This window comes from Pelomonas aquatica, from assembly GCF_026712205.1.
In the GTDB taxonomy this organism is placed as follows: domain Bacteria; phylum Pseudomonadota; class Gammaproteobacteria; order Burkholderiales; family Burkholderiaceae_C; genus Pelomonas; species Pelomonas aquatica.
On the sequence record NZ_JAPPUW010000006.1, the window covers coordinates 222208 to 243338 of the forward strand.

Annotated in this window: 23 protein-coding genes; 19 read left to right on the forward strand and 4 right to left on the reverse strand. The window is 65.5% G+C overall.

Annotated features, from left to right (window positions below; genetic code table 11):
• Positions 1-146 precede the first annotated feature (146 nt).
• From NYP07_RS08580 to NYP07_RS08590, 3 genes are read right to left on the reverse strand one after another with little or no spacing between them, the layout of a single operon-like run.
• Positions 147-1151 carry a FecR family protein gene (locus NYP07_RS08580; RefSeq protein ID WP_268149380.1) on the reverse strand — a complete coding sequence of 335 codons (1005 nt, stop codon included), beginning with the start codon at positions 1149-1151 and terminating at the stop codon, positions 147-149.
• A gap of 53 nt (positions 1152-1204) precedes the next feature.
• Positions 1205-1690, reverse strand: coding sequence for an RNA polymerase sigma factor (locus NYP07_RS08585; RefSeq protein ID WP_268149382.1), 486 nt, complete (start codon positions 1688-1690; stop codon positions 1205-1207).
• Between the two features lie 11 nt (positions 1691-1701).
• The gene (locus NYP07_RS08590; RefSeq protein WP_268149384.1) at positions 1702-2520 is read right to left on the reverse strand and encodes a transposase; all 819 of its coding nucleotides are present in this window, start codon (positions 2518-2520) and stop codon (positions 1702-1704) included.
• A gap of 138 nt (positions 2521-2658) precedes the next feature.
• Here NYP07_RS08590 and NYP07_RS08595 point away from each other — a divergent pair, with 138 nt between their 5' ends.
• The 4 genes from NYP07_RS08595 (at position 2659) to NYP07_RS08610 (ending at position 6423) form a co-directional block, all read left to right on the forward strand.
• Positions 2659-3000 carry a helix-turn-helix transcriptional regulator gene (locus NYP07_RS08595; RefSeq protein ID WP_268149386.1) on the forward strand — a complete coding sequence of 114 codons (342 nt, stop codon included), beginning with the start codon at positions 2659-2661 and terminating at the stop codon, positions 2998-3000.
• A gap of 337 nt (positions 3001-3337) precedes the next feature.
• Positions 3338-5068, forward strand: coding sequence for an Eco57I restriction-modification methylase domain-containing protein (locus NYP07_RS08600; protein WP_268149388.1), 1731 nt, complete (start codon positions 3338-3340; stop codon positions 5066-5068).
• Positions 5058-5816, forward strand: a complete 759-nt coding sequence (locus tag NYP07_RS08605) for a PaeR7I family type II restriction endonuclease (RefSeq protein ID WP_268149390.1) — start codon at positions 5058-5060, stop codon at positions 5814-5816. The genes NYP07_RS08600 and NYP07_RS08605 overlap by 11 nt, the downstream gene beginning before the upstream one ends.
• A 376-nt stretch (positions 5817-6192) precedes the next feature.
• On the forward strand, positions 6193-6423 hold the full coding sequence (locus NYP07_RS08610) for a helix-turn-helix transcriptional regulator (protein WP_268149392.1): 231 nt from the start codon (positions 6193-6195) through the stop codon (positions 6421-6423).
• Here NYP07_RS08610 and NYP07_RS08615 read toward each other — a convergent pair.
• A complete protein-coding gene (locus tag NYP07_RS08615) occupies positions 6417-6653 on the reverse strand; it encodes a hypothetical protein (protein ID WP_268149394.1) in 237 nt (78 codons plus the stop codon). The genes NYP07_RS08610 and NYP07_RS08615 overlap by 7 nt on opposite strands.
• A 499-nt stretch (positions 6654-7152) precedes the next feature.
• On the opposite strand from NYP07_RS08615, the gene NYP07_RS08620 reads away from it, so the two are divergent.
• From NYP07_RS08620 to NYP07_RS08690, 15 genes are all read left to right on the forward strand, one after another.
• On the forward strand, positions 7153-7587 hold the full coding sequence (locus tag NYP07_RS08620; protein WP_268149396.1) for a hypothetical protein: 435 nt from the start codon (positions 7153-7155) through the stop codon (positions 7585-7587).
• On the forward strand, positions 7562-8338 hold the full coding sequence (locus NYP07_RS08625; protein ID WP_268149398.1) for a helix-turn-helix transcriptional regulator: 777 nt from the start codon (positions 7562-7564) through the stop codon (positions 8336-8338). Before NYP07_RS08620 ends, NYP07_RS08625 begins: the two co-directional genes overlap by 26 nt.
• A 68-nt stretch (positions 8339-8406) precedes the next feature.
• Positions 8407-9039 (forward strand): hypothetical protein, encoded by a 633-nt coding sequence (locus tag NYP07_RS08630; RefSeq protein WP_268149400.1) that lies wholly within the window; start codon positions 8407-8409, stop codon positions 9037-9039.
• A gap of 9 nt (positions 9040-9048) precedes the next feature.
• Positions 9049-9564, forward strand: coding sequence for a lytic transglycosylase domain-containing protein (locus NYP07_RS08635; protein WP_268149402.1), 516 nt, complete (start codon positions 9049-9051; stop codon positions 9562-9564).
• Positions 9561-9851, forward strand: a complete 291-nt coding sequence (locus NYP07_RS08640; RefSeq protein WP_268149404.1) for a TrbC/VirB2 family protein — start codon at positions 9561-9563, stop codon at positions 9849-9851. The genes NYP07_RS08635 and NYP07_RS08640 overlap by 4 nt, the downstream gene beginning before the upstream one ends.
• 17 nt (positions 9852-9868) lie before the next feature.
• A complete protein-coding gene (locus tag NYP07_RS08645) occupies positions 9869-10201 on the forward strand; it encodes a VirB3 family type IV secretion system protein (RefSeq protein ID WP_268149406.1) in 333 nt (110 codons plus the stop codon).
• Positions 10185-12668, forward strand: coding sequence for a VirB4 family type IV secretion/conjugal transfer ATPase (locus NYP07_RS08650; RefSeq protein ID WP_268149408.1), 2484 nt, complete (start codon positions 10185-10187; stop codon positions 12666-12668). The genes NYP07_RS08645 and NYP07_RS08650 overlap by 17 nt, the downstream gene beginning before the upstream one ends.
• A complete protein-coding gene (locus NYP07_RS08655) occupies positions 12665-13087 on the forward strand; it encodes a hypothetical protein (RefSeq protein WP_268149410.1) in 423 nt (140 codons plus the stop codon). The genes NYP07_RS08650 and NYP07_RS08655 overlap by 4 nt, the downstream gene beginning before the upstream one ends.
• 9 nt (positions 13088-13096) lie before the next feature.
• Entirely contained in the window at positions 13097-14194 is a 1098-nt protein-coding gene (locus tag NYP07_RS08660; RefSeq protein WP_268149412.1) for a TrbL/VirB6 family protein, read from the forward strand.
• Between the two features lie 24 nt (positions 14195-14218).
• On the forward strand, positions 14219-14914 hold the full coding sequence (locus tag NYP07_RS08665) for a TrbJ/VirB5 family protein (protein WP_268149414.1): 696 nt from the start codon (positions 14219-14221) through the stop codon (positions 14912-14914).
• Between the two features lie 33 nt (positions 14915-14947).
• Complete coding sequence (locus NYP07_RS08670; protein ID WP_268149416.1) at positions 14948-15718, forward strand: VirB8 family type IV secretion system protein; 771 nt, start codon at positions 14948-14950, stop codon at positions 15716-15718.
• Between the two features lie 17 nt (positions 15719-15735).
• Entirely contained in the window at positions 15736-16617 is an 882-nt protein-coding gene (locus tag NYP07_RS08675; RefSeq protein ID WP_268149418.1) for a TrbG/VirB9 family P-type conjugative transfer protein, read from the forward strand.
• Positions 16614-18017 (forward strand): type IV secretion system protein VirB10, encoded by a 1404-nt coding sequence (gene virB10 / locus NYP07_RS08680; protein WP_268149420.1) that lies wholly within the window; start codon positions 16614-16616, stop codon positions 18015-18017. Before NYP07_RS08675 ends, virB10 begins: the two co-directional genes overlap by 4 nt.
• 4 nt (positions 18018-18021) lie before the next feature.
• Positions 18022-19107, forward strand: a complete 1086-nt coding sequence (gene virB11 / locus NYP07_RS08685) for a P-type DNA transfer ATPase VirB11 (RefSeq protein WP_268149422.1) — start codon at positions 18022-18024, stop codon at positions 19105-19107.
• The gene (locus NYP07_RS08690) at positions 19104-21119 is read left to right on the forward strand and encodes a type IV secretory system conjugative DNA transfer family protein (protein WP_268149424.1); all 2016 of its coding nucleotides are present in this window, start codon (positions 19104-19106) and stop codon (positions 21117-21119) included. The genes virB11 and NYP07_RS08690 overlap by 4 nt, the downstream gene beginning before the upstream one ends.
• The last annotated feature ends 12 nt before the right edge of the window (positions 21120-21131 follow it).

Below are 21131 nucleotides of genomic sequence, written 5' to 3' on the forward strand. Positions count from 1 at the left end.
GAGATGGCGAGGGGAATGGGGAGCCAGCGTGCTTGTCGGCGGCTCCGGCCTGGCAGCTTTGTGAGCATCTCGTGCCCTTTCTATGTTGTCGTCGGATTGACAACTAGATGACGGGTCTGTCGAGAGAAAAATGGGCAGTGCTTCCCCTAGCCGCTTTTTTGCAGCTCCAGCCGTCCATCCACTTCACGGACCTTCAACCCATGCAACATCGCGACGGCATTGGCAAAAGCGACGCTGTCTCCCGTCTTGAAGACGCCGCTGACGTCGAGTTGCTCCAGGCCCATGTCCTTTGACAACGTGATCTGCGTTCGGCTGTAGCGATTGATCTCATCGACGGCCGTCGCCAGAGGCGTCGCCTGGAACGAGATCTCGTTGCGCCTCCAGGCCATCGCCCGCTCAAGGTTCGGACGATCCACCCTTGATTCGACGGCATGGGTGGTGGTGCTCGGCCGGTAGTCAAGCGTCAACCGATCGCCAGGCTTGAGCATGACGGCTTCCTTCGGCGCCAGGGTGCCCCCCCCCCCGACCGTCGGCCGGACGTTCACCTGCCCCTCCACCAGCGTCACCACGAGGGCGTCGTCCCGCTTGGGTGCATCGAGGAAGCGCACGGAGAACGCCGTGCCGACCGCGATGACCTCACTCCCAGCGACACGCACGACGAACGGCCGCGCTGGATCCTTGGCCACCTCGAAGAACGCCTCCCCGCCGCGGACTTCGACCGTGCGCCGCTTGGCATCGAAGTCGACCCGCAGATGGGTGTCGGTGTTCATCAGCATTCGCGAGCCGTCATCAAGCAAGATGGAGCGGCTTTCCCCAACCGCCGTGGCGTAGACGCCCTGCTCTCGCAACTGGACCAACATCGCTCCGCTGGCGGCAAGCACCAACAGGCACACGGGCGCGACCCATCGCCAACTGAAGCTGCGCCCGCGCGGCCGGTCGGCCTCGCGAAGCTCCTTCTCCAGCATGAACTTCCGCGCGCCCTCGCTGCGCGGGATCGCTTCCCACACATCCGTCGTCTTCTCGAACGCCTCCCGATGCGCCGGAGAGCGCTGCTGCCATTCGCGAAACGAATCTTCCATGGCCCGATTCCGGTCGGGCCCATGCAGCACTGTGATCCACACCGCCGCTTCCGCGGCGATCTCAGGCGTCACCCTCGTCTGATCGCCAGGGTCTTGAGGCGCGCGAGGACCCGTACCCGGCATGCTCATGGGTACCAACCTTGCATCCAGGCGGTCACCTTGAACATGGCCCTGGAGACGATGTGCTGAACCGTGCTGACGTGCAGCTTGTGTCGGGCCGCGATCTGTTCATAGCTCAGACCTTCCATCCGGTGTTCGTACACCATCTGCCTGGTGCGATCGCTCAGGCGCGCCATGCAAGCTTCGAAGCGGCGCGCCTGTTCGCGACTGAGCACGGCGTCCTCTACGCTCGGCCTGGGATCGATGAGCACGACGTTCTCAAGCTGTTCCGCATCGCCCCGGCTCTCGCGCTCGCGATGGTGGTCGATCGAGATGTTGAGCGCCGTTTTCATGAAGAGGCCCTGCAGATTGTCTACGTGGTTCTCTTTCGCGTAGTCGGTCACACGGACAAAGGCATCCTGCAAAAAGTCCTCGGCATCTGCCTCCGTCCGGCCCCGCCTGAGCAGCGCAGCCTTCGCGTCCGAGAATAGCTTCAACCAGTCGATCTTCATGGCAATACCCGCTAGGCCAACGCGGGTGCGCCTAGGGCACGACCCGATATCGGCCCCATGCGGCCGGACGGCAACGGACAGGCATCGCGCGCAAGTCGCCTGGCCTGACGCTCACGCTCAAGCTGTCGGTCAGCGCGCTGCAGCGCCGCAGCGACAAACGCGAATGCTTTACTGGCGTCGGCGAATGGGCCATGTCGATGGATCGCTCGCATCAAGCGCTCCTGCACGTCCATGGCAGTTCGGTCGACCGAACGGACCAGCCGCCGATACGGTTCGGGGAGCGCAAACAACGGCTGGAATACTGCTACCGCCTCGCCCCACCGCTCAAGGATATTTGGGTACCTTTCACGCCAGTCAGCGCTTGAAATTCCCGGCGCTGCGACCGTCTCAGGGGCATCCGGATCAGCTACCGCCGCTCTAAGCAGATGCGCCATGGCTGGACGATGCACCGACCTCACCGAAGCCAGCGAAGCCGCGAGAATCCGTTCGATGGACGGCAGTTCAACAGCGCGTGGATACGCCTCAACGAACGCGGGCTGCAACGCCGCCAAATCACCAACGGCGTACGTGACGTACTCGACTCCGCGGTCATAGAGGCGACCGAACACTTCGGCGGGGATCACGCCCTCGTCGTTCGAGCTCCACGCGCCCAGGATCTCGCAATCCCCATTGATCAACGTCCCGAGCGCCCAACAAATCTTTCGGTTCGGCGCGACCGCGACCGTGCCCGGAAGACGTGAAGCGGTGCTGAAGACGACCACCGCGTAGCGCTTGCATAGCGGACGACATAGCCACCTATCGCTATCTACCACTGCGTCCAAGTTGTTCATCTAGCACTCCTCAACCGGTTTCAGGCAGCCGCTGGCGCACTGTTTTCTGTCGCACCAGCATCGAATTTCGATGCTGCCACACCGTATGAGTTAAATCTAACGTGGTTTTCATGGTTTGCAAATTTGACGCTTCTGCTCATGGAGAAGCGTTCAATTCAGCGAGGCAGACCGGCAGGCACGAAGACCTTTGATGCGGTGCCGGCAAAGGCCTTCGGTGCAGCGGTCGCTGCCCTCAGAACCGAAGATGGGATCGCGCAGGAAACGTTGGCTCTTATGACTGGCATTGAGCGGTCACACATGGGGAAGATTGAACGCGGACTGCACGCTCCAACTCTGGTGCTCATCCTTCGCATCGCAAAGGCTATGGGGCGTAGCGCAGGTGAACTCATGCTTGAAACCGAAGCACGCCTGCCCTCTTCATGGGAAGACGCTGGGAGCGCGTCCGCCGCGCCTGCAAAGTCGAAGAACTCGGCTGAGTGAAGAATCGGACAGCGACGGTCTGGCTCTGCGCTTAGCCGCCTTCATTGCCAGCAGCCTGAGCCCCTCGCTCAGTGCTTGCCGCTCTTCTAGTCGTCGAACCACGGATCGACGTTCTCGGACGCCCCATACTGCACCACCGAGCCATGAACCCGGCCCCGCCTGCAAAGGCTTGAAGCGACGCGGGAGATCATGGCCGGGGAAGAGCAACGCAGGCAGGTTGCGGCCCCGTAGTCTCATAGGACCGCCAGACGCCGCCACACACGCTTGAATGGGGCCGATTCCGACCGCGAGGCCACATCAAGAATCCAGATAATGGTGGTTCTTCTCGAAGGAATCCATGGACCAGTCCGAATTGCTGCTCGACCAACCCGGCCTGCCTGGCATGTGCCAGGTGACGGACGCCGTGCGGGAGCTCGCCCACGGGGCCGGGGCCGATGAGCGCGGGGCCATCTTTACCCGCCCCGAAGTGGTCGAGTTCATCTTGGATCTCGTCGGTTACATCCCCTCGGCCGCCCTCTACAAGAAATCCCTCCTCGAGCCCTCATTCGGCAGCGGCGAATTCCTGTTGGCCGCCATCTCCCGGCTGCTTTCCTCCACGGCCGCCGCTCGCAAGCGCGGCGTCGAGGCTCCGGCCCTCGACGGCTGCATCCGGGCTGTCGAGCTTCATGCCAGCTCGTTCACGCAGACGCGCGGGCAAGTCTTGCGGCTGCTGGACTCGCATGGATTCGAGGCTGCCGAGGCGGAGCGCCTCGCAGGCCATTGGCTCGCGCATGGCGACTTCCTCTTGGCACCGCTGCCCGAGTCGTTCGACTTCGTCGTCGGCAACCCGCCCTACGTCCGGCAGGAGTTGATTCCGGCCGCGCTGCTGCGTGAATACCGCCGCCGCTACGCCACCCTCTACGACCGCGCTGACCTTTACATCCCCTTCATCGAGCGCGGCCTGCGGCTGCTGAAACCCGGCGGGAAACTCTCGTTCATCTGCGCCGACCGCTGGATGAAGAACCGATACGGCGGTCCGCTGCGCGCGCTAGTCGCCAGCGACTTCCATCTGCAAGCCTATGTCGACATGTTCGACACGCCCGCCTTCCACTCTGAAGTCGTGGCCTACCCCGCGATCACCATGATCGAGCGGTCCAGCCCCGGCCCCACGCTGGTCGCGGCACGCCCAAAGATCGAGGGCCCCTACCTGCGCGAGCTGGCGAAGGCCCTGCGCGGCCAAGCCAAGGCGCTACCGGAGTCGGTGCATCGCCTCGACGGTGTCGCCAACGGCGACGAGCCCTGGGTCTTGCAGTTCTCGGACGCGACGAGCCTCGTTCGCCGCATCGAGCAGGCGTTCCCAGCCCTCGAAGAGGCCGGCTGCAAGGTTGGCATCGGAGTGGCCACCGGCGCCGACAAGGCCTATGTCGCCAAGTTCGAAGAGCTTGACATCGAGCCCAGCCGCAAGCTGCCGCTTGCCATGACCCGCGACATCATCAGCGGCCATGTCGAATGGCGCGGCTATGGGGTGGTCAACCCCTTCACGGACGAAGGCCCCCTCGTGGACCTGCGCGAATATCCGAAGCTCGCCGCCCACCTCGAGGCACACCGCTCGGCCATCGCGAGCCGGCACGTCGCCAAGAAGGACGAAAAGCGCTGGTATCGGACCATCGACCGCATCACCCCTTCTCTCGCGCGTCGCCCCAAGCTGCTCATCCCTGATATCAAAGGCGACGCCCAGGTTGTCTACGAGGAAGGGCTGCTCTACCCCCACCACAACCTCTACTACGTTGTGTCAGACGATTGGGACTTGCGCGCGCTGCAGGCGGTGCTGCTGTCGAGCCTCACGCGCCTGTTCATCGCCACCTATTCCACCAAGATGCGCGGGGGCTTCCTGCGCTTCCAAGCCCAGTATCTGCGGCGCATCCGGCTGCCGCTGTGGGCGGATGTACCTCGCGACCTGCGCACGCGGCTCGCGAAGGCCGCTAGGGCGCTCGACCTTGCCGCCTGCGACGCGACGACGTTTGAGCTCTATGGCCTGACGGAAGAAGAACAACTCATAGCAAAAGGGATGACTACGAATGGCTCTTGACCTGGCGAACTACAAAGAGCAAGCGCGCGACGCAATCAAGGCATTTTGGGGCAACCGGGAGGCGGCGGCGCGCAAGCAGGCCGAGACGGGCAACATCGACGCTGGCACGCGCGGCGCCGTGACCGCAGGCAACAACCTCAACGGCTTTTTGGCCCTGATGCAAAGCCTGGTGCGAGCCAACGGTCTCCACGACGCGGAAATTCACGTAGACAAGGGCCTCGTGGTCCTGCCCGGCTACTTCCGGCCCAACAAACAATGGGACGTGGTCGTCATGCGCGGCCACCGCCTCGTGGCGGCCCTCGAGTTCAAGTCGCAAGTCGGCAGCTACGGGAACAACTACAACAACCGCACCGAAGAGGCCATCGGCACGGCCCACTGCCTGTGGACGGCGTTCCGCGAAGGTGCGCTCGGCGACGAGCCCCGGCCGTTCCTTGGCTGGCTCATGGTGGTCGGCGATGAGAAGGGATCGCGCAGCCCCGTTCGCACGTCTGAGCCGCACTTCAAAGTGTTCCCGGAGTGGCGCGACGCCTCATACATCCAGCGCTACGACCAGCTTTGCCAGCGGCTCGTGAAGGAAGGCCTCTACGGCGCCGCCGCCCTGCTCGCCACGCCGCTGAACTCGGCCGAGACCGGCGCATACGCGGAGTTCTCAGCACTCTCTGGTCTGGAATACTTCGTGACCACTTTCGCCGCGCACATCGCGGCGGAGGCCTCCCGGCCACCACCGACGCCGCGCAGCCTCCTTTGAGGACAGCGAGCCGCGAGCGCCGCTCGCTTCTCGACATCATTCTTCGAGCCAGGGGAGTGCGCACCACGCTTTGGGAACAGACCATTGATCGCCTCTGCAGCCTGGACATCGAAGCAGACGCCGCCGAGATAGCTCCCGTCTTGCGCTCGGCCAAGAAGCGGCTCGCCCGCTACATCGCGCCCGAGTCGCCTGGCAATGCGACCATGCTGCATGTCTCGGAGCTCACGCGCGAGCAGCCAATCTGCTCGACCGCCGCCACACCGCTCGCGACGAAAGCTCCGCGCCGCCACATCGTGGCAATTTGCTCCCGAATCCCGCAGTCCCAGGTCGTCCATCGAGACCTACGCTCCTGTGAACACACCCAAAGGAGTCCACCATGGGCCACCCGGAGCAACAGGCCACCGCGTCGGAATTCGCCTCCGACCCGTCAGACACCTTGAGGCTGCCGAAGGTTCGGCAACGCACTGGTCTTGGCCGCTCGACGATCTACCGCCTGATCGCCCAGGGCCAATTTCCGAGCGCAGTTCAACTGGCACCTCGGGCTGTCGGATGGCACAAGGCCGACATCGACGCGTGGCTCGAAGCCAGGCCGAAGGCGGCTCAGTGAGCCGAAGCCGACACCCACAAGGCTAGCTTCATCACAACGCCGCACAAAAGCAGCAGTGCGACAACGCGCACCACCCACCACGTGGTGAACCAATACCGATGGTTGGTGAACAGCGCGCCAGACAGCCTGTACAGCGCGAACAACATGGCGACAAACGTCACCATGCTGCCGCCTTTGCCCAGATCGGGAATCTGGTGAACGAGGATCGCCCAGCCGAGCGGCCAAGCCACGGCGTCTATTGCAGCAAGCAGACGGCGCCCTGGCCAAGAGGGGGCGTCCGGACGCGGCTCTCGCTGTACAAAGACAATCATGGGCTTCTCCCCATATGACACGCGAATTCATAACGCGCTGACGCAATGGAACCACCAAAGCGACCCGAACAGGGATCGCATGGAAACAATTCGTAAATCCGCGGCACGCCAATCGGCCCCGCTCCACATTGGACGAACGAGCGCGGAAGTTTTCTGAATGAATCTGTTCCGTGAAAACCCTATCGTCTCGACCAACCGAACGAGATGACTGGACAAACGTTCGGTCGCGCCGATGCGCTCGGACGTTGAGAGACATAGACAAACGCCAGCGCAGCAACGTCGCAACCGTTCGGTCCACGTTACGCATGGCTGGACAGGCCGGCGGCAACGTTCTGCAATTCGTCCCGGGGCATTTCACACGCCGCCGCAATCGCGACGAAGAGCGCACTGCAGCCCGGCGTCTCCACAGGAGAAGGAGATGGACTCAGACGACATCGCCACCACCAGCGCCTCTCGGCGCAGCGCTACCTTCCGGGCGCTTCACCGCAAGCTCGATCCGATCGACGGCCCTAGAAACCTTGGAGCAAAGCGGCTCGCGCTGCGCGACCAACGCCACCGACAGGATGTCGCCGACTGGCATGTAGGCCTTCTCAAGACGGGTAGCCAAGGAACCTGCGTCCTGATCTCTCGCAGCGGCACCGTTGCGTTTGCCATCGCTCAAACGCCGACAGGCTTGTTCATCGAGAAGCGCAGCTGCCCACCCACAGGGCCTCGGACCTCGCATGCCATGCTCTTCGAGGACAGATCGGCTTTCGACCGATGGTGCGACGTCGAGCCCACGCGCTTCGACGATCCACTGCTGTGTGATCTCCTGCGCCGTCGCGGTCATGACATCTTTGCCGGACACGGCTGATCTGCTCGGCCAACAGACGCTGCTCAGGCCCGCGCACTCGCTGGGCGTGCTTCACCTCCTTCCAGACATCACCAAGGCAGCCAGCGAGCAGGCTGCGGTCGGGTTGTTCTGGCGCGCCGTACGCACGTTGGGGGCCGACGCCGGCGTGTTCGTCAGCGCGATCAAGGAAGAAGCAGCCCGGATGTCCATCCGGTCACTGCTAGCCTGCGATCCGCGATGGGCCCACCAGTACTCCAACGCCGACTGGCACGACCATGACCCCTGGCTCCGACACGCACTCGACAGCCAAACGCCAATCCGTGGTGAAGAGCTCTACGTGCGGCCGGCCGAGCGAGAGTTCATCGAGCGGTCCACAACGCTCGGGTTCGCGTCGACCGTCATTGTGCCCGCCCCCACCTGCTTCGGTGGCGCCCGGTTCGGCGTGCTGGTTCTCGGCTCGAACCACGCGGACTGTTTTTCCAATGCCGACTACGACATGCTCAGGATTGTCGCGCGAGCGCTCGCGATGGAACTCCACGAGTGGCTGCTGCGCGCCCTGCGCGAAGACCTGCTGGAGCGATCCGGGATCACGCTCGACGAGATCGGGCTGCTGCGCCACGAAGCAGCCGGCCACACCAGCAAGATGATCGCGGCCGACTTGGGCATCAAGCCCAGAGCCGTCGACTACCGCTTTCAACGCGTGTGCGCCAAGCTGAACACCCCGGACCGTCGAACCGCGATGCGGATCGCTCGCCTGTACGGCCTGATCTGACGCTCATTTGGTAATTCGCGGGCGAATGCCGACCTCTTCAGGGCTCTCGCAAAACCTAACTTGATCTCATGGCTCGCAACGAGCCGCACGACGCGCCGGTGATGGCGCGCTACAGCGAGGTCAATGCCATGAAGTTCAAGTTCCTTGCGCAGGTGCCGTTGAGCGACCGCAATGTCGCCCGACAGCACACAGGCCAACGGCTTCCGCAACGCTGCGCGCTTGGCGCGATAGCCCTCCTCGTCGCGACGCTCTCGTGCACATCGGCGCATGCCGTGGATGGTTGCACCGTGCTGCTGTGCCTGGCCGCGCCGAGCTGGCGCTCCATCGAGCAGTGCGTGCCGCCAGTCCGGCAGATCCTGCGCGACCTCGCGCGCGGCAAGCCCTTCCCGACCTGCACCATGGCCGGCGCCGGCAACACCGCGAGCCACGCCTGGTCGGCGGCGCCGGACTTCTGCCCGCCGCAGTACACCCGCGCGTACGACGGCCCCCACGGCACTGTCCACACCTGCGACTACGACGGCGCGATCTCGGTGACCGTCGACGGCGTCCCGTTTGCGCGCACCTGGTGGTCAACGGGCGGTGACTCCGTGACGGACTTCAGCCCCGCGGCCAAGACCCAGCTCGGCACCTGGGACAAGCGCTTCGACGACGAGTTCGCTGCATGGCTGGCCAACCAGCCCAGCGCCGCGCCGCAGAACTGAGCCACCGCCATGGACACCACAGCGTTCATGACGCTGGCGCTAGCCTGCGCGCCTGCCGTTCACATCGACACCACACGTGCGCTCGTCGAGGTCGAAAGCGCCCTCAATCCGTGGGCCATCGGCGTCGTCGGCGGCGCCCTCGTGCGCCAGCCCAGCCGCCGCGCCGAAGCACTGGCAACCGCCCGCGCCTTGCAGGCCAACGGCTGGGACTTCAGCGTCGGCCTCGGCCAGATCAACGCACGCAACTTCCACCGGCTCGGCCTGACGCTGGAGACCGCGTTCGAGCCCTGCTCGAACCTGGCCGCGATGCAGGCCGTGCTCACCGAATGCCATGAGCGCGCCAGCGCATCCGCAGGCGACGAACAACGCGCGCTTCAGCGCGCCCTGTCCTGCTACTACAGCGGCGACTTCTCCACCGGTTTTCTGCACGGCTACGTGCAGCGAGTGATCAACGCGTCGGCCACATCCAGACGCCCGGCTTCCCCGCCCCCGGTCCTCAACCGAAACCCCAAGGAGAAGCCATGAAGCTCATCGCTCGTCGCACGCGTGCCGTCCCGGCACTGGTCACGCAACTCGCCCTGCTGTCTACGTCGCCTGCGTTCGCGGCCGGCTTCGACAAGATCAACGACACGGTCGTCAACGTCAACACCATCCTGGTGACGGTCTCCATCGCAGTCGTCACGATCGCGATCATCTGGGCCGGCTTCAAGATGATCTTCCAGGGCGCCCGCCTGGCCGACGTGTCGAACATCCTCATCGGCGGCACGCTGATCGGCGGCGCCGGCGCGATGGCCACCTACATCGTCAGCTGACCGCACGGGACCACGCCATGCAAAGCGAAGCGATCTACAAGGGCGCCACGCGCCCGGCCATGAAGATGGGCATCCCGCTCGTCCCGCTCGTGGTCCTGTTCGGCGGCAGCATGCTCATCGTCATGTGGGGCGGCGCGCTGATCAGTTGGTGCATCGCGCTCGCCGTCGTGCTGGCCCTCGGTCCCGCCCTCGCCTGGATGCGCCACGTCACCGCCAAGGATGACCAGCGCTTCCACCAAATGTTCGTAGCGCTCAAGTTGCGCCTGCACGACCGCAACCACGGTCTCTGGCAGGCACGCAGCTACTCGCCCACTCTCTACCGAGGAGCCAGCGATGCTTGGCATGTCTGATCGCCGCTCGGGCCCGCGCTGGTTCGACAAGCACATTGCGCGGCCGCGCCACTGGGCCCAGGCCCGTACCGAGAACCCGCTGGCCGCCTTTGTGCCGTTCTCGTCGTTGCTCAGCCCGCATGACGTCATCACGCGCGGCGGTGACTACCTGCGCGTCTGGCGCCTGGAGGGCATCCCGTTCGAGACCGCAGACGAGCCCCATGTCGCCGAGCGCCACGAGGCCCTGTGCAGTCTCTTGCGCAACCTGGCCGGTGGCCAGTGGGCCGTCTGGATGCACCGCCTGCATCGCAACGTTTCCGATGGCCTCGACGATCCGCAGGAGCCCGGCTTCGCGCAGGACCTCTCGCGTGCTTACCAGGCGAAGCTGGGCCAGCAGCCGATGATGAGCAACGAGCTCTACCTGACGCTGGTTTACCGCCCCAACGTGTCCCGCGTGAGCCGCGCGCTGCAGCCCCGGCGTCGGACACGCGAAGACATCGCCGAGCGCCAGGCCGAAGCCCTTCGCGTGATGGAGGAGCGCACCGCTCTCGTCGACCGCGTGCTGCGTGGCTTCGGGCCGCAGCTGCTCGGAGAACGCCTCCACAACGGTCGCCGCTACTCCGAAGTCGCGGAGTTCCTGGGCTACCTGATCAACGGCATCTGGCGGCACGTGCCGGCCGCAGCAGGCCCGCTGTACCGCACGCTGCCCACGACTCGCCTGTCCTTCGGCGGCGACAAGCTGGAGCTGCGGCACGGCGACGGCCGCCGTTGCGCGGCGCTGGTCGACATCAAAGAGTACGCCGACGCTGTGGAGCCCGGTGTGCTGGACGCCCTGCTCTACGAGGACAGCGAGTTCATCGAGACTCAGAGCTTCTCCATCCTGCCGCGCCGCGACGCCATGCGCGCGCTTGAACTGCAGCGCGACCAGTTGATCGCCAGCGACGACGTCGTCGCCACCCAGATCACCGACATGGACGCTGCCTTGAACGATCTTGGCGACGGCCAGTTCTGCATGGGTGAGTACCACTACTCGCTGGTCGTGTTCGGGCGCGATGCGGCGGACGCCGGCCGGCGCGCCGGCAGAGCCATCGGCGCCGTGGGCGAAGCCTCCAGCCTGCAGATGGCGCCGGTGGACCTCGTCGCCGACGCGGCGTGGTTCGCACAGATGCCCGGCAACTGGCAGTGGCGGCCCCGGGACGCCAAGCTATCTTCCAGGGCCTTCGCAGCGCTGGCCAGCGCCCACAACTTCGCCACGGGCAAGCGCGATGGCAATCCGTGGGGCCAGGCCCTGGCGCTGCTGCGCACGCCGTCCGGCCAGCCGTACTACCTGAACTTGCATGCCAGCCCGGATGGCGAGGACTCCGCAGACAAGAAGCTGCCCGGCAACACGCTGCTGATCGGCTCGACCGGCGTGGGCAAGACCACGCTGGAAATGTTCCTCCTGACGCTGACGCGCAAGTGGGATCCGGCGCCGCGCCTGGTCCTCTTCGACCTGGACCGTGGCTGCGAGATCGCGCTGCGTGCCCTCGGCGGCACTTATCTTGCCCTTGAAGCGGGCCAGCCCACCGGGTGCAACCCGCTGCAGTGGGAACCGACGCCTGCACACATCCTGTTCTGGGAACGGTGGCTCAAGTGCCTGATCGCCACGGCCCCCATGCCGGTGACACCGACCGACGACCGCGACATCGCCCACGCCGCCAGAGCCGTGGCGCAGATGCCTACCCTGCTTCGGCGACTGTCGACCATCCGGCAGAACCTTCCGAAGAGAGGCGAGAACAGCCTCTTTGAGCGGCTCGGCCGCTGGTGCGAAGGCGGTCCGCTGGATTGGGTCTTCGACAAGGCACCCGACTGCCTTCAAAGCATCACGACGGCGCGGGCCATCGGTTTCGACACGACACGGTTCCTCGACCTGCCCGAGGTCCGCACGCCGCTCATGCTGTGCCTCCTCCAGTTCACTGAGGAACTGGCCAATGGCGAGCGATTGATCTACGCCATCGCCGAGTTCTGGAAGGCGCTCGACCACGAGATCTTCAGCGATTTCGCCAAGCAGAAGCAGAAGACCATCCGCAAGCAGAACGGCCTGGGCATCTTCGACACGCAGAGCCCCTCCGATGTACTGCGTCACCCGATCGGCCGCACGATGGTGGAGCAGAGCGTGACCAAAATCTTCCTCGCCAATCCGGAGGCGGTGCGCGAAGAGTACGTCGACGGCTTTGGCCTCAGTGAGTCCGAGTTCGAGATCGTCCGCAGCCTGGGCTCGCAAGGCGGCAGGCGCTTCCTCGTCAAACAGGGTCACGCGAGCGCGATCTGCGAGCTGGACCTGTCCGGCCTGGAGGAGTTCATCACCGTGCTCTCGGCGACCACCGACAACGTGGCGCTGCTCGACGACATCCGAGCCCAGTACGGTGACGCCCCTAAGGACTGGCTTCCCGTTCTGCTCCGCGAGGTTCAGCATCGCAGGCTCCACACCCTCAGGAGAGTCGCATGAGCCATGTCGCCAAGATCCTCGCCGTCGCCACGCTCGTCTACGCGTCAGCGACACAGGCGCAGTTCGTCAAAGGCAATGAGGCAGTCCAGATGCTTCCCGACGGCAAGAAAGTCGTCGAGACGCCGCCGCTGCCCAAGACCGCATCCTCGCGAATGTCACCGTGCAAGGCTGATGGAGGCTGCCATGCCGGCCCCTGGCGCATGGTCGAGACCGCTGGCGGCCTTCTGGAATGCACAGAGGTCTACGCACGCCCGACGACATGCCGCGCGTCTACATACGGAACGGAGAAGCGCAGCCGCCTGTGGGTGGTGAAGGTCGGGGGCACATGGCTGCAATGCCAGTTTCCCGACGTGAAGAGCAAGTGCGTGCCGATCTTCGCTCCCCCGCCCGCCAATCTGCCGTACGACGCCCTGCAGTAGGAGTTCCCAATGTTTGCCTGGCTCGGATCAAAGCTCGACGTCCTTCTGAACGGCTACGTCCTGGGCGTGGTGTCGGCGTTGTGCGCGGCCCTCACCCCCATTGCGCTGACGGTCATGACGCTCTGGATCATTCTGTACGGATGGGCCGTGGTCAGGAACGAGGTCTCGGAGACGATTCCTGCCTTCACCTGGAAGATCTTCAAGATCGGTTTGGTGCTCGCGTTCGCGCTGCAGGGCGGCTTCTACATCTCCAACGTCGCCGACACGGCAAACGCTTTGTCGATGGGCGTCGCTTCGACATTCCTGCCGGCGGGAGTTGATCCCAGCACGATCACTACGCCTTATGCGCTGCTGGACAAGTTCAACGACCAAGCCAGCTCCCAGACCGCGGACATCATGAAGGAGGCGGGCATGTTCCGGCTTGACCTGCTTCTCGCTGCAGGCATCTTCTCGATCGGGTCGGTGCTGTTCCTCTGCATGGCGCTCTTCGTCGTGACGCTGGCCAAGGTCCTGCTGACCTTCGTGATCGGGGTGGGGCCACTGTTCATCTTGTGCCTTGCCTGGCGGCCCACAGCGCGCTTCTTCGACAGCTGGCTTTCGATGGTGCTGAACGCCGCAGTTCTCGCCTGGTTCGCGTTCTTCGCCCTCGGTCTCAGCACATTCATGGGAGAGGCAATATTCCTGGCCATCCACGACGGCGGCGGCTTCCTCGGCGGCACATTCAACGTGCTGGGCGAGGCCACGCGCTACTGCGTGCTGATGATCCTGATGGCCATCATCTGCTTCCAGGCCCCCAACCTGGCCTCTGCGCTGACTGGCGGCGCCGCGGTGCAGCAGGGCGTCCAGATGATCCAGAACGTCCTGATGGCGTCGTCCAACCTCCGGTCGCGGCGTAGCAGCAGGGGCCCAGCCGGCACAGGTGGCGGCGTCGTTCGCGCTGGAGTCGGGCTCCCCTACACCGCGGGCCGCGCCGCTGGAGCCGCCGCGCCCCTGGCCGGCGGCCTCGCCGGCACGGCCGCAACCGGCGCTGGCGCCCTCGCTCGACATGGATACGGCGCCGTCAGGACGGCCGCCTACAAGCTCGCCGCCATGCGTGGCCGGACTTGAACCCTGCGTAGAAGGAGAAACACCATGCGAATCCGGAACAAGCTCGCCACGGCGATCGTCGCCATCGCAGGCGCAAACAGCGCCCACGCCTCGGGGATCCCCGTCATCGACATCGCCAATCTGGTCCAGACGATCCAGCAGGTGCTCGACGACGTCACGCTGATCACCAACCAGGTCCAGCAGATCCAACAGATGCAGGCGCAGCTGACCAGCATCAACGGTGTTCGCAATCTAGGCAACGTCTTCAACAGCACCGCCCTGATGAACTACGTGCCGGCGAAGGCCTTCGAGACGCTGCACGCCATCGACGCCTCCGGCTACGCCGGCCTGGGCGCGACGGCGAAGTCGCTGCGCGATGCCGCCTTGGTCTACAACTGCCTGGACCTGGCCGGCGACGCACGGACCCGGTGCCAGGCCACGCTCGCCCAGCCGTACCAGCACAAGGGTCTGCTGCAGGATGCCATGACCCGCGCGTCCGGACGACTCGGCCAGATTCAGGCGCTGATGAACCAGATCAACGCCACGACCGACCCGAAGTCGATCCAGGAGCTGCAGGCCCGCATCGGTGCCGAGAACGCGCTGTTGGCCCACGAACAGTCACAGGTGCAGATGCTGCAAGGCATGGCCGAAAGTGAAGAACGCATCGCGCGCTCGCGCGACCGAGAGCGCCAGTACGAGATGCTGAACCGCACCGGCAAGGTGTCCGACTACCTGCACTGACGCCGGCCCCCTCAAGCCCACCGAGGTCTCCCCATGGATGCTGTCTCCACGACAGGCAGAGCCGCCGCATGGCTCGCTCACGCCACACCCTCACCCGCCGATGACGCCGGCACGGCGCATCTCTCCAACAGCGCCTGGGAAATCGACCGGGCTGAAATGCTTGAGCGCTCGGAACGTCGCGCCTGGCGGGTCGCCATCGGCGGCATGACGCTCGCAGCACTGGGCGTCGGCGCCGTGTTCGTCCAAGGCCCGCTGCGCAACACCGTCGAGATCCCCATCGTCGTCGACAAGGCCACGGGCGAGACGACCGTGCAGCAGCGGCTCAGCGTAGACACCATCCCCACGAGCGAGGCGCTGGACAAGCACTACGTGGCCGTCTTCCTGCGAGCTCGCGAGGGCTACAACTGGTCCTTCCTGCAGCGCGACTTCGATCAGGTGTCGCGCATGTCAGTCCCCGCCGTGTTCGAGGCCTACAACCGCCAGTTCGAAGGCCCGGACGCGCTGCACAAGAAGCTGGCCGATTCCACGGACTGGCACATCAACGTCGGCAACGTCCGGCTCGATGTCGCCAGACGGACCGGCAACCACGGCCAAGCGACGGTCACCTATGAAAAGGTCGTGCACCAGGCCGAGCGCAACGTGCCGGACGTGAAGACTCGCCACGTCGCCAGCATCGTCTACGAGTACCAGCCCAAGGTGCTCGCCAAGGAACGGGACCGGCTGGAGAACCCGCTCGGCTTCGTCGTCACCGCCTACCGATCTGACCCCGAGATCAACGCGACAACTGCGGAGGCCAAGCCATGATCCGCCGCCCTCCCGCAATGGCCGCCCATCTGCTCTTGCTGGCAGCGACAACGGCAAGCACCACCGCCAACGCCGACTCGCGCCTGCGTGAGGTCGCCTACGACGCACACGGCATCGTGACGGTCCCAGTCAAGCGTGGCGTCGTGACCCTGGTCGTGCTCGGCGCCGATGAAGCCATCTCCGAAGTCGGCGCAGGCCTAGGCTCGGACTGCACGAAGCCTGAGGCAGCATGGTGCGTCGCCGCACAGCCCGGCGGGCGGACGCTGTTCGTCAAGCCTAAGAGCTCGGCCAGCGCCGCCAACAACCTGGCGGTGGTGACCGATCGGCGCGTGCACAACCTGCGGTTCATGGTCCTTGCCGACGGAGACGCGACGCAGCCTGTCTACCGGCTGGTCATCACCCCACCGCCGCCGGTCGTGCGCGTCGTTCGCCAACCTGCGGCGACGCTTCCCTTGCTGCCGCTGGCACCACTGCCACTGTCAACAGAGCAGGTGGTCGCCGAACGGCTGCAGGCCAAACCGGCGGTCATGAACGCGCAGTACTCGATGGCGGAGGGGCGAGGGTCAGGCGACATCGCGCCGGATCTCGTGTTCGACGACGGCCGCTTCACCTACCTTCGCTTCCCGGGCAACCGGGAGGTGCCCGCGGTGTTCCATGTGCTGGGCGACGGCACCGAAGCACTGGCCAATGCCCGCATGGAGGACAACCTCCTGGTCGTCGACCGCGTCAGCCGTCGCCTCATGCTGCGCGCCGGCAGCGCCGTGATCGGGCTGTGGAACGACGCGTTCGACATCGACGGTGTTCCTCCTGCCATGGGGACGACGGTGCCCGGCGTGCAGCGCGTCCTCAGGGCGGACCGAGCCGCACCTGCCTCCGACACGAAGGGAGCAACGCCATGAACGCCGATCGTCGCCCGAGCGCTGAACCCGAAGACTCGCCCCAGCCTGGCGACGGCATCGCCCCGTTGCCGGGAGAGCTGGGGCTACCCGACGTCGCTGCGCCGCGGAGCGCCGCGATCTCCAAGAAAGGTCTGCTGGCCGTTGTGTTGCTGATCGGCAGCCTCGTCGCCGTGTCAGCCGTGGGCATCCAAAGGTTCACGGCCGGCGCCCGACACGGGAAGCCAGAGGACAGCAAAAAGGTCAGCGACAGGCCGGCCGCCGCAACCGCGGAACCACGGAAGCTGGAGCTTGCGTCGCTCCCTGCCTCCGCTTCGTCGCCGGTGACCGCGATCAAGGTTCCGGCGATTGCGACCACGGACCAAGAGGTCGCCGAACCCATCGGCGTTAGGCGGACAGGGAGCAACTCGCAGGCCGGCACTGGCACCAAGGCAACCTCGCCCGAAGACGCGCCGGTGCTGCTCGTGAGCTCGCGACCTGGATCTGCGACGCCCAGCGCCCAGGCGAACCGAAATGCATCCGCCAGCGGCCTGGAACTGCCTGAAGCAGAAGGCGATGCACACGATCCGCTGGCGGCGACATCGAAGAACCTGCAGGGCTATCAGCGCCAGCTGCAAGGGCTGCTGGAAATCCTGACCAAGACGGCCGGAGCGGCGACGGGCGGCGTCTCATCGACCACGCCATCTCCTCTGCTGTCGAGCCTGTCGACGCCCCCTACTCCGGCCGCCGCAACCACCGGTCTCCTGGGAGGCGCCCTGCTGGGGTCGTCCACGCCAAAGGTGGCCGCACGAATGCTCGGCAACCGCAGCCTCACGCTTCCCAAGGGCACGGCCTTCACTTGCGCGCTCAAGACGCGGGTGATCTCCGCGGCCTCGGGCCTGGTGTCATGCCAAGTGCTGCGCAACGTGTACGGGGACGATGGCCGAGTGGTGCTCATCGAGCGCGCCTCCCACATCGATGGCGAATACCGTATCGCCTCCGTACGCCCCGGTGCCGTGCGCATCCCTGTGCTCTGGACCCGTATCCGCACGCCGTTCGGCGTAGTCGTGGACATCGACTCGCCAGCGACTGGCCAGCTCGGCGAATCCGGCATCGATGGATACGTCGACAACCGCTGGGGCGAGCGCATCGGCGCCGCCATGCTGCTGTCGCTGATCGACGACTCGGTGAAGCTGGTCATCCAAAGCCAATCGAACGATCGGCAGGCCGACACGATTGTGCTGCCGTCCACGACCTCCAACACCAGCAAGCTGGCCGAGAAGGTGCTGGACAGCACGATCAACATCCCGCCACTGATCTACCAGAACCAGGGTGGCGTTGTGGGCATCGCAGTCGCCCGGGATGTCGACTTCTCGACCGTCTACGAGCTCGTGCCGACGGCCGGGCCGCTCAGCGCCAGGTGATGCGATGGACACCGACAGGCCCGAACCATCCGGCGACGACCAAGGTTGGCGCGGCGATGCCACGTCCGTCGTGGAGTTCCTCAGGCCGCTCCGGGAACTGCTGGACGCGCACGGTGTCATGGAGGTCTGCGTTAACAGTCCCGGCCAACTCTTCATCGAAGGCAACGACGGGTGGCACATCGTCCCTGCACCGGCCCTCACCCTAGAGCGCTGCCTGTCGCTGGCCAACGCTGTTGCCACCTACTGCGACCAGCAGATCAACCAGGAACGGCCGCTGCTGTCGGCGACGTTGCCGACGGGCGAGCGCATCCAGTTCGCCATTCCGCCGGCCGTGTCGCGCGACACCGTCTCGATCACCATCCGCAAGCCTACCCAGCTGATCAAGCGGCTGGACGACTTCGAACGCGAGCGGCTCTTCGAACACCTCACCGACAGAGTGGGCGCGGACCGCCACAGCCTGCTGCTTGAACTCGAACTGCTGCAGCTCAAGACCGCACGACGCTACGCAGACTTCCTTCGTCTGGCCGTGCGCCGGCACCAGACCATCGTCGTCAGCGGACGGACCGGGTCCGGCAAGACCACGTTCATGAAAGGCCTCATCGAAGAGGTACCGAAGGACGAGCGTCTGATTACCATCGAGGACACGGCTGAGCTGACGCTGCCCAGCCACCCCAACGTCGTCCACCTGTTCTACAGCAAAGACGGCCAGGGAACCGCGCGCGTGACGGCGAAGTCGCTGCTGGAGGCCTGCCTGCGCATGAAGCCAGACAGGATCTTCCTGGCCGAAGTCCGCGGCGACGAATGCTTCCACTTCGTGCGCCTGGCCGCCTCCGGTCACCCCGGCAGCATCACGAGCGTCCACGCCGGCAGTTGCGCGCTCGCCTTCGAACAGATGGCGCTGATGATCCGCGAGACCGGCGCCGGCGGCGGCCTGACGATGGACGAGATCAAACGTCTGCTGCACTTGGTGGTGGACGTGGTCGTCCAGTTCGACCGGGACGACAACGGTCGCTTCATCTCCGAGATCCACTACGAGCCGCGCACCCAGCGCATGGGTCGCGTGGACGATCGCCAGGGGTCGCTGCTATGAGAGCCGCACGCGCACTGCCCTCGGCGCCCTGGTCTACTGGCCGCAACATAGTCGCCATCCTTTTCGGGGTGGCCAGCTACGCGGCGCTTGCCTGCGCCGCCCTCTACCTGTCCGGCGTCCTGTTCCTGCTGCTGAACAAGGCCAACCCCGCCCAGGCCGGCTTCTCGAGCATCACCGGCTACTGGCGGCTCTACGCCAGCGATGTCAAGCAGCGGAAGAAGCTGCAGCTGTCGATCGCGGCCTCCGCAGGTGGGCTGCTCGTCGTTCTGCCGTTGGCGCTGGTGGCTGCCGCCCAGCAGCGGCGTCCCCTGCACGGCGCTGCGCGGTTCGCGACACCTGCGGAGGTCGCGCGTGCTGGCCTGACCGGTGGCGAGGGACCGGGCATCCTGGTCGGCAAGCACCAAGGGCGGTTCCTCTCCCTTCGAGGCCAGCTTTCCGTGCTGCTGGCAGCGCCCACTCGCGGCGGCAAGGGCGTCGGCGCCGTGGTCCCCAACCTGCTGAACTGGCCGGACTCGGTTGTCGCCCTGGATGTCAAGGGCGAGAACTACGACATCACGGCCGGCTACCGCGCTGCTCGTGGCCAGGAGGTCTATGCGTTTGCGCCCTTCAACGAAGAGGGGCACAGCCACCGATGGAACCCACTCAGCGCCGTGCGGACCAGCGAGCTTCACCGTGTCGGCGACCTGCTGACCATCGGCCAAGTCTTCTTCCCCAGCGACGGCGCCGGCACGTCGTCCGAGGCCTTCTTCAACGACCAGGCCCGCAACCTCTTCCTCGGCCTGGGCCTGATGTTGCTGGAGTCGCCCGGGCTGCCACGCACGGTCGGCGAGATGCTGCGCCAGTCGTCCGGCAAGGGCCGACCGCTGAGCGCCCACCTCGCCGCGCTCATCGCTTCCCGCATCGAAGCGGCGCGGCCCTTCTCCCAGGAGTGCACCGACGCGCTGCAGCGGTTGTTGTCGAACTCCGACAACACGCTGTCCAGCATCGTCGCGACGTTCAACGCCCCGCTGACGGTCTTCGCTGATGCCATCGTCGATGCGGCAACCAGCGCGGACGATTTCTGCCTGGCCGATGTCCGTCGCCGCCGGATGTCCATCTATGTGCGCATCCCGCCGAACCGCCTGGCCACGGCCAAGCCACTGCTGAACCTCTTCTTCTCCCAGCTGGTCAGCCTGAATACGCGCCACCTGCCCGAGCAGGATCCGACGCTGCGCTACCAGTGCCTGCTCGTCAACGACGAGTTCACGGCCATGGGCCGCGTCAGCGTCATCACGAACGCGGCCGCCTTCCTGGCCGGCTACGACCTGCGGCTGCTCACGGTCGTACAGGCCATGTCCCAGCTCGACGCGGTCTATGGCGAGAAGGAGGCTCGGACCTTCGCGACGAACCACGGCCTGCAGATCCTGTTCGCGCCGCGCGAGCAGCGGGACGCCGACGAGTACAGCGCGATGCTCGGCACGTTCACGGAGCAGGCCACCTCACGAGGGCGCAGCCGCTCCTTCAGCAACCACGGCCACACGACGATCAGCCGCAACGATAGCGATCAGCGCCGCGCACTGCTGATGCCCCAGGAGTTCAAGGAAATCGGCAGCGAACGCGAGGTCATCGTCGTGGAGAACTGCAAGCCCATCCTGGCGGACAAGATCCGCTACTACCAAGACGAGGTGTTCCAGGAACGACTGCTTCCGGCGCCGGCCGTGCCGGCGATGAACCTGGATCTCCACCTGGCGCGCGTGCAGCAACGCTGGCGTCTGGCCACCGACGAGCTGGCGGACGGCGAGGGCTTGGACATCGAGCAGTTGGCCCACGACTTCTCGCTGCTCCCAGACAACTTCGACGACCCGGCCGACAAGCTCGCCGAGACCCTCCTGAACTTCTTCACCGCGGAGCCGCCCTCAGGCCCAGGCGACGGCGGCGCGATGGAGGCCCTTGCCGACGAAGACGGCGTGCTGCTCGCCGAGCAGCACGCTGGAGACCAGGGCCGCCCCGAGTTCGAGCTCACTTGTTCCTGAATGAGATCCGCC

Coding starts and splice junctions, on each gene's coding strand:
- NYP07_RS08585 (WP_268149382.1), bottom strand. CDS start 1,690: ATGAAGATCGACTGGTTGAAGCTATTCTCGGACGCGAAGGCTGCGCTG.
- NYP07_RS08590 (WP_268149384.1), bottom strand. CDS start 2,520: ATGAACAACTTGGACGCAGTGGTAGATAGCGATAGGTGGCTATGTCGT.
- NYP07_RS08595 (WP_268149386.1), top strand. CDS start 2,659: ATGGAGAAGCGTTCAATTCAGCGAGGCAGACCGGCAGGCACGAAGACC.
- NYP07_RS08600 (WP_268149388.1), top strand. CDS start 3,338: ATGGACCAGTCCGAATTGCTGCTCGACCAACCCGGCCTGCCTGGCATG.
- NYP07_RS08605 (WP_268149390.1), top strand. CDS start 5,058: ATGGCTCTTGACCTGGCGAACTACAAAGAGCAAGCGCGCGACGCAATC.
- NYP07_RS08610 (WP_268149392.1), top strand. CDS start 6,193: ATGGGCCACCCGGAGCAACAGGCCACCGCGTCGGAATTCGCCTCCGAC.
- NYP07_RS08620 (WP_268149396.1), top strand. CDS start 7,153: ATGGACTCAGACGACATCGCCACCACCAGCGCCTCTCGGCGCAGCGCT.
- NYP07_RS08625 (WP_268149398.1), top strand. CDS start 7,562: ATGACATCTTTGCCGGACACGGCTGATCTGCTCGGCCAACAGACGCTG.
- NYP07_RS08630 (WP_268149400.1), top strand. CDS start 8,407: ATGGCTCGCAACGAGCCGCACGACGCGCCGGTGATGGCGCGCTACAGC.
- NYP07_RS08635 (WP_268149402.1), top strand. CDS start 9,049: ATGGACACCACAGCGTTCATGACGCTGGCGCTAGCCTGCGCGCCTGCC.
- NYP07_RS08640 (WP_268149404.1), top strand. CDS start 9,561: ATGAAGCTCATCGCTCGTCGCACGCGTGCCGTCCCGGCACTGGTCACG.
- NYP07_RS08645 (WP_268149406.1), top strand. CDS start 9,869: ATGCAAAGCGAAGCGATCTACAAGGGCGCCACGCGCCCGGCCATGAAG.
- NYP07_RS08650 (WP_268149408.1), top strand. CDS start 10,185: ATGCTTGGCATGTCTGATCGCCGCTCGGGCCCGCGCTGGTTCGACAAG.
- NYP07_RS08655 (WP_268149410.1), top strand. CDS start 12,665: ATGAGCCATGTCGCCAAGATCCTCGCCGTCGCCACGCTCGTCTACGCG.
- NYP07_RS08660 (WP_268149412.1), top strand. CDS start 13,097: ATGTTTGCCTGGCTCGGATCAAAGCTCGACGTCCTTCTGAACGGCTAC.
- NYP07_RS08665 (WP_268149414.1), top strand. CDS start 14,219: ATGCGAATCCGGAACAAGCTCGCCACGGCGATCGTCGCCATCGCAGGC.
- NYP07_RS08670 (WP_268149416.1), top strand. CDS start 14,948: ATGGATGCTGTCTCCACGACAGGCAGAGCCGCCGCATGGCTCGCTCAC.
- NYP07_RS08675 (WP_268149418.1), top strand. CDS start 15,736: ATGGCCGCCCATCTGCTCTTGCTGGCAGCGACAACGGCAAGCACCACC.
- virB10 (WP_268149420.1), top strand. CDS start 16,614: ATGAACGCCGATCGTCGCCCGAGCGCTGAACCCGAAGACTCGCCCCAG.
- virB11 (WP_268149422.1), top strand. CDS start 18,022: ATGGACACCGACAGGCCCGAACCATCCGGCGACGACCAAGGTTGGCGC.
- NYP07_RS08690 (WP_268149424.1), top strand. CDS start 19,104: ATGAGAGCCGCACGCGCACTGCCCTCGGCGCCCTGGTCTACTGGCCGC.